We start from the raw sequence: 10105 nt of genomic DNA on the forward strand, positions 1-10105 counted from the left end.
CGCGGTGGGAGGTGTACCACCGTTGGCGCTGTGGCGTGCTGGGGGTACGCACCGGAAATAGACCGCTTGGTTCAGATTGCGGGATTATTATTCAGCCGATTTTTCGCCAACCTCGCAGTTTGCAGGGCTGCAAAGGTATTACCATTGACAGATTGCTATCGCGCAAACTGAACAGCTTGGTACGTTTTTCTCAACACACCAACGACGACCAGCAAAGGAGGTGACCATGAGCCCGCGACTATCTGCTTCCGCACCCTTGGATTATGAGAGCGAAGAAGAAGCAAATGTGCCCCAGCGCCTTGCCCTGTCTTTCGAGGTAATCCCGCCGCGCCACAATGCCGATGCCGCCAAGATCGACCGCCTTTTAGAGGTCCTGGAAAGCTATCACCCCGATTACATCGCTGTGACCAGCTCTCAGCGCTCCGGGTGGTTGGAAGGAACCGCGGCCTTCATTGAGAAGATTTCGCAGAACACCTCCATGCGCCCGCTGGCGCACTTGGCGTGCACAGCCGGATCGCGCGATGAGCTCATCGAATGGATTAATCGCTTAGTAGATGCTGGCGTGCGCGGTCTGCTAGCTCTGCGCGGCGACCTTCCCGAAGGCGGCATGCCAGAGCACTACCTGCAGCATGCCGATGAACTGGTTCGCCTCATCCGTGAGTTGGAAAGCCACCAGGCAGCCCGCTTTGCCGCCGGCCGTCTCGCGGTAAGCGTAGCTTGCTACCCCAGCGGCCATGCCGAATCCAAAAACGAGGACGAGGACTTCGACGTTCTGCTCAATAAGCAGCGCCTTGGCGCGGACTTCGCCATCACCCAGCTTTTCTTTGACGCCGAGGATTTCCTCCGCTTCGCCCAAAAGGCCAAGTTGGCCGGGGTAAAAATCCCCCTTATTCCGGGGATTATGCCCATGACCAGCCTGCGCCGGTTGGAGCGAATGGGCCAGCTGTCCGGGCTGACCGTACCCGAAAGGGTGCGCACTCAGCTCGCGGCAGCGAAAACCCCAGAAGAGGAATACGAAATCGGCATGGAGCTTACCGCCCAATTGGCCCGCACCATCGTGGCCGGCGGCGCGGACGGCCTCCATATCTATACCCACAACAATCCGGACATTACCCAAGACCTGTTATCTCGAATCGGAGTAGACAATGACGAACACTAACTTCCCCAAGGCGACGATTGAGGGCTATCCGCGCGTCGGTGCTAATCGCGAACTCAAGCGCGCGCTGGAATCCTACTGGGCCGGCCGCATCGATGCGGAGACCTTCGAGTCTGCCGCGCACTCCCTGCGCTTGGATACCTATAACCGCTTGCGCGACCTCGGTCTTACTGAGGACTATGCCATTCCAGCCGACGTCGCTTACTACGACCAGGTGCTCGAGACCGCACTGACCGTTGGCGCGGTGGCTGGCGAAACCCTGGATGATGAGTTCACCTTGGCTCGCGGCAATAAGGACACCGCGCCGCTGGAGATGACCAAGTGGTTCGATACCAACTACCACTACATCGTCCCAGAAATCTCCGATGACCAGGACTTCACGGCGCATCCACAGCGCGTTATCAAGCTGGTGGAAGAGGCCCGCGCAGCAGGCCATACCGTGCGCCCGTACCTCGTCGGTCCAGTCACCCTGCTGGCGCTATCCAAGCAGGCTGAGGGTGCTACTAAATCTCCGCTCGACCGCCTGAATGATGCCGTAAAGGCCTACCAGGAGATACTGGCCGAGCTGGATAAGTCCGGCGTGAAGTGGGTACAGCTGGCTGAGCCTGCCCTGGTAGCAGACCTGACCGTTGCCACCGATGAGGAGCTAGCCGCCCACACCAAGCGAGCCTATGAGGCCATTTTGAGTGCGGACAACCGCCCGCAGGTATATCTCACCACGCCTTACGGCTCTGCGCGCAAGGGTCTTGACGTTCTGGCGGAACTTAAGCCAGAGGCCGTCCAGGTGGACCTTTCCGTGGGCACCCTGGCACTCGATGAGGGCTACCTTGAGCGCGTGAAGAACCTGAACACCCACGTGGTTGCCGGGCTTATCGACGGTCGCAATGTCTGGGCCGCCAACCTGCGTGACCTGCGCTCCAAGTACGAGGATCTAGAGACAAGCCTCGACTCCCCCTCCGTATCTACCTCCGTATCCCTACAGCATGTGCCGCACACCGTGGAGGCAGAAACCAAGCTGCCTGCCGACGTTGCTACTTGGTTCTCCTTCGCCAACGAGAAGGTCAAGGAAGTCGTCGCCCTGTCCCAGGGCCCGCTGGAGGTACCGGAGGCGTATAGCATCAGCGACCGCGCGGTGCGCACCCGTGCTGATTCCGAGCGCATCCACAATGCGGCGGTGAAGGCGCGCATCGAGAAGCTGCCGGCCGGCGAGGTCAAGCGCGAGCCTGCCTTTGCCGAGCGCAACGAGGCGCAGAAGGAACTCGGCCTCCCGCAGCTGCCGACTACCACCATCGGTTCCTTCCCACAGACCAAGGAGATCCGGCAGGCGCGTGCGGCGCACCGCAAGGGCGAGCTTTCCGACGCCGACTACAACGCCGCCCTCAAGGATGAGGTCAAGTCCGTCATCGAGCTGCAAGAGCGTCTCGGCCTCGATGTACTCGTACACGGCGAGCCAGAGCGCAATGACATGGTTCAGTACTTTGCCGAGCTGCTCGAAGGCTTTGTGGTTACCGAAAACGGCTGGGTCCAGTCCTATGGCTCCCGCTGCACCCGCCCGCCAATAGTCGTAGGCGACATCTCACGCCCGGCTGCGATGACCACCGAGTGGTCCAAGTACGCGCAATCGCTCTCGGAGCACCACGTCAAGGGTATGCTCACCGGCCCGGTGACTATCCTGGCCTGGTCCTTCGTCCGCGATGATGTGCACCAGTCCGTCTCCGCTGATCAACTTGGCGTTGCGCTGGCGGATGAGGTCCGTGACTTGGAGGAGGCCGGCATCGATATCATTCAGATCGATGAGCCCGCTCTGCGCGAGCTGCTGCCGCTACGTGAAGAAGATCGCAAGGCCTATCTGGATTGGGCCGTGCGCTCCTTCCGCCTGGTAGCGCTCGAGGCCAAGCCGACCACTCAGATCCACACCCACCTGTGCTACTCGGAGTTCGGCCAGATCATCGATGCCGTTGCTGGTCTGGACGCCGATGTCACCTCTATCGAGGCGGCCCGTTCCCGCATGGAGCTGCTGGAGGATATCGACGAGACCTTCCACTCCGAGATCGGACCGGGAATCTATGATATCCACTCGCCGCGCGTGCCATCTGTAGCGGAGATGGCCGAGCTTATCCGTGCTGCGCTCAAGCACGTACCGGTTGAGCGCCTGTGGGTTAACCCGGACTGCGGCCTTAAGACTCGCGGCTACGAGGAGACCGAGGCCTCCCTGCGCAATATGGTGCTGGCCCGCGATGAGGTACGTGAATCCCTCTAAAACCTCATAATCACACGGAATCCCGGCGGGGAAATGGGCAAAAAGTCCTTAACTGGCCGGGATTTCGTGCTTTGCTTTATACCGCTTGTTGATCCACCCGATTATCATCGGCAGCACGGAAATTGCCACGACGATGAGCATAATGATGTCGATGGAGTGGGCGATGCCCGGGATGCCGCCCAACAGTACGCCGACCAGCAGCATGGAGCCTACCCAGCCGATGCCGCCGAGGATATTCCAGCGCAAGAAGGAGTTGTAGCCCATTTCCGTGGTGCCGGCGGCGAAGGGGACGAAAGTGCGCACGATTGGTACGAAGCGGCCTAATACCAGGGCCAAAGGACCGTGACGCTGGAAGAAGTCTTCCGCGCTATCGAGGTGCTCAGTGCGCAGGATGCGGGCATCGTCCTTGAAGAGTTTGCGCCCGAAGCGGCGACCCAAATAGAAGCCCACTTGGTCGCCCGCGAAGGCAGCCACTGCTGCTACGACAAAGAGCAGCCAGGCAATGATGTCTAGCTCGTGGCGCAGGATTGCGGCGGTAACGAGCAGCGAATCACCCGGCAGGAAGGGGAAAAGCACGCCGGATTCGATGAAGATGACCACGGCTACGCCGAGTAGAATATAGGGGCCGAAACTTTGGAGCAGCGAGCCTGCGTCCATAAGGTTGTGCAGGGAGGACAAGAAATCCATGTGTGGATCCTTTCGTAGCGATTTCTTTAGTATCCTCTGCACATTGCGAACTTGCTGCGAATCAGCTGGGTGTCCGAATGGAATCGGTATGTTTCTTTGCTCGTTCTAGCTTCTAGGTTAGGAACATCACTAGCGTGGGAGTATGAAGCACTCCGCATTCCGCAATAGTCAAGATACCTTCCTTTCCGATGCCCTTGCCGGGCTCATCGCAAACCACCCCGATGCCTGCTGGCACGACGTGGGATTCATCGGCCGCACCACATCACTGCACACCGCGGACGGTGATCCAGCAGTGGCGGTGATTTCCGGTGGTGGTTCCGGTCATGAACCGATGCACGCCGGGTTCGTCGGTCAAGGCATGCTCGCTGCGGCCTGTCCGGGACTGCTCTTTACCTCCCCCAACGCGGTGCAAGTCAGTGAGGCCACCCAGTGGGCGGACCAGGGCAGGGGAGTAGTGCACGTAGTGAAAAACTACACCGGGGACGTCATGAATTTCACCGTCGCCCGCAACGCTGCCGAGGCGGTAACCACGCGCACGGTGTTGGTAGCCGATGATCTTGCCACTGATGGCCATGAAGATGGCCCCGGCCGACACGGCACGGGCGCAACGATCTTGGTTGAAAAGGTCGCCGGCGCTGCTGCATATCGCGGCGACGACGTGGATAAGGTTGCTGAATTAGGGCAGCGTGCCGCGGATAATTCCCGCAGCATGTCCGTGGCCTTGGGCGCCGGATTCATGCCGACTACCGGCCGCGAGACCTTTGACCTTGCAGCCGGTCAGATGGAGGTGGGAGTGGGTATTCACGGTGAGCCGGGCACGCACACCGAGCAGGTAGATAGCGCGAGCGCCATCGTGAATCAGGTCCTAGATAAGATCGTGCCAGCCCTTGACCTGGGCCAAGGCGATGAAGTGGTGTGCCTGGTCAACGGCCTAGGCGGCACCACCCCGCTGGAGCTGAGTTTGCTCTTTGGTGAGGCCTCCGCGCAGCTGGCCCAGCGTGGCGTCACCGTCGCTCGGTCTTTGGTGGGATCCTATGTCACCGCGGTCAATATGCACGGTGCTTCCTTTACTCTGCTCAAAGCCGATGCGGAGCTGCTCAAGCTTATCGACGCCCCCACTGCCGCCCCCGCCTGGCCACACACCCTGGGCCGCGCGAAGGCGGTGGAACCCGCCACCATCACCTTCCAGGATGAACTTCCCACCGAGGGCGAGGAGAATCAGTGGCTCACCGCCTTTGTGGAGCGTCTCCAAGCCTCCTTCGAGGCGCTTACGGAGCTGGACCGCAAGGCCGGCGACGGCGACTTTGGCCAGAACATGGAGGCGGCTTTCGGGGGCATCGAGCTTCCCCTGCGTGGCACCGATACCGAGATCCTCACCGGGCTGGCTAAGCGCCTGCTCGTCCTCGCAGGTGGCACTTCCGGCGCCGTCTTCGGCACGCTCTTCAACGAGCTGGCCCGGGCGGAGTCGCTGGACGACGGACTCAATGCAGCGGCTGACCTCATCCACGAGCTCGGCGGCGCCCAGCGCGGGGATCGCACCATGCTCGATGCTCTTATCCCGGCCGCAGAAAAGGCCCGCGAACTAGGAGCGAAGAACCCGGACGCGGAAACCTTGCAGGCGCTTTTCGAAGCCGCCCATGCCGGCGCCCTCGACACCGAAGACCTCGCGGCAAAGAAGGGCCGCGCCTCCTACCTGGGCGATCGCAGCAAGGGCGTTATCGATCCGGGCGCGATCGTGGTCAGCTGGCTCTTTGGGGGAGAACCTCTCTCAGTGCGCTAAGCGAGCGCAGATCTCCCTCACCAGCACGGTCGAGGTGGAGGGCGCGCAGCCCCGCTTTGCACGCACCCTGCACATCATTGGCCAGGGAATCGCCCACCATGAGCGTGTTCGCGGGGTCCACTTCCAGCTGGCGGCAAGCAGCGAGGTAGGCCTCCCGTTGTGGTTTGGGGCAGCCGAGGTCAACGGTGGGGATGAGGTGGACGTCGGCAAGCGCAAGGCCCGTTGCTTCCAGCTTCGCCTGCTGCATCTCTCGCTCGCCGTTGGTGAGCACGCCTACCTGAAAACCGGATTCGAGGGCCCAGGTGAGGGTGGGCAGGGCGTCGGCAAAAGCGCGCCATTGCTCCCGGTAGGCGGAAAGATAGCCGTCGTAGGCGGTCAGGGCCTCGGCATCGCTCATGTTCCGGCCGAGGAATTCGCGGCAGCGCGCCGCGCGCTGGCCGTGGTGCGAGACCTCGCCGCGCTCATAGGCTTGAAACCACTTTCGTTCAATGGCCGCGAAACGCGCATGCTGGCCCTCGGGCAGGCCGAGTTCGCGGCACCACTGATCCACCGCGTCTCGGGCCGCGCCGGTGTGATCGAGCAAAGTGTCATCCAGATCAAAAAGCAACGCGCGAATCATGCCTTCAGGTTAGCGCGATCGCTGACAGCGTTATGTCATGTACGGCAGGCGCGCGCTAAATTCTTTACAATGGCTGGCATGACTCAGAAGACCGCAACTGCAACGATGCATACCAACTACGGTGACATTGTTATCGATCTCTTCGGTAACCATGCACCGGTAACCGTTGAAAACTTCATCGGCCTGGCCAAGGGCGAGAAGGACTACTCCACCCAGAACGCAAAGGGCGAGCAGTCCGGCCCGTTCTATGACGGCGCAATCTTCCACCGCATTATCGATAACTTCATGATCCAGGGCGGCGACCCGACCGGCACCGGCCGCGGTGGCCCGGGCTACCAGTTCCAGGATGAGTTCCACCCGGAGCTGCAGTTCGACCGCCCATTCCTGCTGGCTATGGCCAATGCCGGCCCAGGCACCAACGGCTCTCAGTTCTTCATCACCGTGGCGCCAACCCCGCACTTGAATAACCACCACACCATCTTTGGTGAGGTTACCGATGCCGCCTCTCAGGAGGTTGTGTCCAAGATCGCCAAGGTTGATACCGACCGCATGGACCGTCCGCACGAGGACGTCGTTATCGAGTCCATCGATATCGCGTAATCGCCTTTTCCTTCGAGCCCGTCACCGCATTTTCGTGCGGCGGCGGGCTCGTTGCAGTTTTCCCCGAGCTATCCACAGCTAGACCCCGCCTAAAGGACTGACAACTTCATGACCATGGTGAGAAACTATGTCCGCGCTACCCCGGCGACCGCGCTCATCGCCGCCGTCTGCATTATTGCTTGGCTGATTACCGCGGTGCAGGCGCGCACGCTAGGTGCCACCTTCTATGATTCCCCGCTTGCAGCGGATTGGGGACTGTGGGGACCGGATTATCCCTTCCGCCCTCAGGCTGCGCTGTCTTCGGAGTTCATGCACCTAGACGCAGGCCACTTAGCGGTGAATATGATCATGCTCTTGCTCATAGGCAAGGAGGTGGAGCGGACGCTTGGTACTGGGTTGTATCTCGCCGCTTATTTCACCTCTTGTCTGGGTGCGTCCGCCATGATCTTGAAATTCGACTTCAATACCCCCACTGTTGGCGCCTCCGGTGCTCTCTTCGCTCTCATGGTCATGCTTGTGGGCGCTTACCGGCAGCGCGGACTCAATCTCCGCGCGCCCATCGCCCTCGTTGTGGCGAATGTGGCCTATACCTTCCTGGCCGATGGCGTATCTCTGTGGGGGCACCTCGGCGGGTTGTGCACAGGCATCGTGTTGAGCCTTTTCCTCTATCGAAAAAGCCCAGTTTTTCGCTGGAGCGGTGTTGTTGCGGTGACCGCGGTGCTCCTCGCGTTCTTAGCCCAACAAGCTGGGGTTTGGGGATAACTGTGGAATTTGATCACCGGAAAGCATGTGCGAAAAATTTCCACAATGTTTATCCACATTGTGGATAACTACATTTTTGTAATTTACCGAACGTCTTTCCGGAGGTTTCCCTGATCACGCTGGTCTAGGGCGTGTGAAAGTGGGAAAATCCACCTGTGGAAGCCCGTGAAAACAGTTATCCACAGGGTGTTAATAATTGTGTGAAATTCACATTTCACAGGTTTTCTCCACAGCCTGTGGATAACTTTCTACCCATTGTGTTAACAAGACTGATAAATTTGGGTACTGACCTGCATAAGGAGCATTGTGGATTACCAACCCCGCGCTGTGATTGTCGGCGCAGGACCTAATGGGCTCACAGCCGCGGCGCGTTTGGCCATGGCTGGCTGGAGTGTGGATATCTATGAGCGGGCCGGCTGGGCCGGTGGTGCGGCGGCCTCCTCGGCGGAGATTTTCCCGGGCACGATTGTGGATCTCGGGGCGGCTGGTCACCCTTTTGGCATAGCGAGTCCGGCTTTCCGTTCCCTTGATTTGGAATCCCATGGCCTGCGGTGGCGAAACGCTCCTTATCCCATGGCCCACCCCTTAGAGGGTGCCCCGGCCGGGATCCTGCACAATTCGCTGGCGAATACGGTAGCGGAGTTGGGCGTTGATGCTCGGGCGTGGACACGGTTGCACGGACACATTGTCCGCCACATCGATGAGCATGTGGAAAACGCGCTTACTCCGCTGGTGCGCTGGCCCGATCGCTCCGTGCGCTTGGCACAGTTCGGTGCGGCCGGCATTTTGCCCGCCAGTCAGCTCGCCCGGGCGGCATTTCGCACCCCACAGGCCCGCGCGCTCTTTTCCGGCAGCGCGGTGCATGCTATTACTTCGCCCACCAAGCCTTTTACCTCCGCGTTCGGCCTGCTCTTTGGCGGGCTAGGCATGACCCGCGGTTGGCCCGTAGTGGAGGGCGGCACCGGTGCTCTTATCGACGCCCTACTGAGCCTCCTCCGCTCCCACCATGCCCGCCTCCATACCGGTTGCGAGGTTCGCGACCTGCGGGAATTACCTGAGGCCGAGGCGACTATTGTGAATCTGACCCCGCGCCAGCTTCTGAGCCTCGGAGGGCTAGAGCTTCCCAGTCATGTTCGCCGGAGCCTGGCGCGCTGGCGCTATGGCAGCGCCGTCTTCAAAGTGGATTTCCACCTCAGCGAGCCCGTGCCGTGGACCGACCCGCGCGTGGGCCAGGCCGGCACCGTGCATGTGGGAGGCACAGTGGAGGAGATCTGTAGGGCAGAGGGGGACGTCGGCAAGCAGCGCATGCCCGAGCGACCCCTAGTATTGGCCTGCCAACAATACGTGGCCGACCCTTCCCGGGGGCTTACGCTGTGGACTTATGCGCACGTCCCACATGGTTATGTGGAGCGCTATCCGGGCGAGGTAACCGAATTGATTAGCGCTCAGATCGAACGCTTTGCCCCCGGTTTTCGGGATACCATCTTGGCTACCCACGCCACTAGCCCGGCCGAACTGGAGCGGTGGAATCCCAACTTGGTGGGCGGCGATATTGCCGGCGGGGCCATGACCGGGCTGCAAACTCTGCTGCGGCCACGCCTTTCACCCCATCTGCATCGTCTCGCGCCGGGAGTATTTATGGCCTCTAGCTCCGCCGCTCCCGGTGCTGGCGTGCACGGTATGCCGGGGTGGTGGGCCGCCGAAGAAGCACTCAGCGGGAAAGACGGCGCAGCCAGAAAAAGAGGCCCGCACCGATGAGCCAGAGAGTCGCAGCGGCGAAGTACCCAGGGATGGTCGTGGTGCGGGGTAGGTAGGAACTGCCTGGGACGAGCCCTGCTAGGACAGGCTCGAGGAGGAAGCCCAGGACGGCGAGGTAGTCGAACCACCGGAACTGGGCCGAGGCCGCGCCGGCCAGCCCCAATACCGGTCCAGAGATGAGCGCCAGGATAAACCATTGGGCGTTGTACTCAAATGCCTCGCGCCAGTTGTACACGCCGAAGACCACGAGCAAGGCGTAGTGCACGGCCAGCATCAAGACGATCATTTCCGTACCGGCCAGGAGTGCCTTGAGCCACCACCCCGAGAAATTCTTTCCTATGAGGTAGCTAAAGAATCCCCACACCATGCCCGAGCCCAGGACGTTACCTAGGTAGTTGCGCACGGAAAGGCGGAGGGGAGCGGCGCCGGTGAGTACTGTGGTGTCGGAAAACGCGATGTGCACGGCCGCGTAGGCCACCGAAA

The 10105-nt window shown here is 60.8% G+C and carries 9 protein-coding genes; 6 read left to right on the forward strand and 3 right to left on the reverse strand.

Translation table 11 applies throughout. The features are described from left to right. The first annotated feature begins 226 nt into the window (after nucleotides 1-226). Together L8V22_RS09575 and metE are read left to right on the forward strand one after the other, a co-directional pair. Nucleotides 227-1159 carry a methylenetetrahydrofolate reductase gene (locus L8V22_RS09575; protein ID WP_238801886.1) on the forward strand — a complete coding sequence of 311 codons (933 nt, stop codon included), beginning with the start codon at nucleotides 227-229 and terminating at the stop codon, nucleotides 1157-1159. Next, a complete protein-coding gene (gene metE, locus L8V22_RS09580; RefSeq protein WP_238801885.1) occupies nucleotides 1146-3416 on the forward strand; it encodes a 5-methyltetrahydropteroyltriglutamate--homocysteine S-methyltransferase in 2271 nt (756 codons plus the stop codon). Before L8V22_RS09575 ends, metE begins: the two co-directional genes overlap by 14 nt. Nucleotides 3417-3464: 48 nt before the next feature. Here metE and L8V22_RS09585 read toward each other — a convergent pair whose 3' ends face one another. Continuing rightward, a complete protein-coding gene (locus tag L8V22_RS09585) occupies nucleotides 3465-4103 on the reverse strand; it encodes a DedA family protein (RefSeq protein WP_238801884.1) in 639 nt (212 codons plus the stop codon). Nucleotides 4104-4245: 142 nt separating this feature from the next. Here L8V22_RS09585 and L8V22_RS09590 point away from each other — a divergent pair, with 142 nt between their 5' ends. Next, nucleotides 4246-5883 (forward strand): dihydroxyacetone kinase family protein, encoded by a 1638-nt coding sequence (locus tag L8V22_RS09590; RefSeq protein WP_238801883.1) that lies wholly within the window; start codon nucleotides 4246-4248, stop codon nucleotides 5881-5883. Here L8V22_RS09590 and L8V22_RS09595 read toward each other — a convergent pair. Next, a complete protein-coding gene (locus L8V22_RS09595; RefSeq protein ID WP_238801882.1) occupies nucleotides 5843-6502 on the reverse strand; it encodes an HAD family hydrolase in 660 nt (219 codons plus the stop codon). The two genes, L8V22_RS09590 and L8V22_RS09595, sit on opposite strands and share 41 nt — an antisense overlap. Nucleotides 6503-6571: 69 nt before the next feature. Between L8V22_RS09595 and L8V22_RS09600 the strand changes: the two genes are divergently transcribed. The 3 genes from L8V22_RS09600 to L8V22_RS09610 all read left to right on the forward strand — a co-directional run bounded on the left by L8V22_RS09600 (nucleotide 6572) and on the right by L8V22_RS09610 (nucleotide 9622). Next, nucleotides 6572-7102, forward strand: coding sequence for a peptidylprolyl isomerase (locus L8V22_RS09600; RefSeq protein ID WP_005326254.1), 531 nt, complete (start codon nucleotides 6572-6574; stop codon nucleotides 7100-7102). A gap of 108 nt (nucleotides 7103-7210) precedes the next feature. Then, on the forward strand, nucleotides 7211-7864 hold the full coding sequence (locus tag L8V22_RS09605; RefSeq protein WP_238801881.1) for a rhomboid family intramembrane serine protease: 654 nt from the start codon (nucleotides 7211-7213) through the stop codon (nucleotides 7862-7864). A gap of 306 nt (nucleotides 7865-8170) precedes the next feature. Then, on the forward strand, nucleotides 8171-9622 hold the full coding sequence (locus L8V22_RS09610; RefSeq protein ID WP_238801880.1) for a phytoene desaturase family protein: 1452 nt from the start codon (nucleotides 8171-8173) through the stop codon (nucleotides 9620-9622). Here the strand turns inward: L8V22_RS09610 and L8V22_RS09615 are convergent. Next, nucleotides 9576-10105: hypothetical protein (locus L8V22_RS09615; protein WP_269966485.1), on the reverse strand; the 530-nt coding region annotated here is incomplete at its 5' end. The two genes, L8V22_RS09610 and L8V22_RS09615, sit on opposite strands and share 47 nt — an antisense overlap.

The sequence above is a fragment of the Corynebacterium yonathiae genome (assembly GCF_027570195.1).
GTDB classification, from domain to species: domain Bacteria; phylum Actinomycetota; class Actinomycetes; order Mycobacteriales; family Mycobacteriaceae; genus Corynebacterium; species Corynebacterium yonathiae.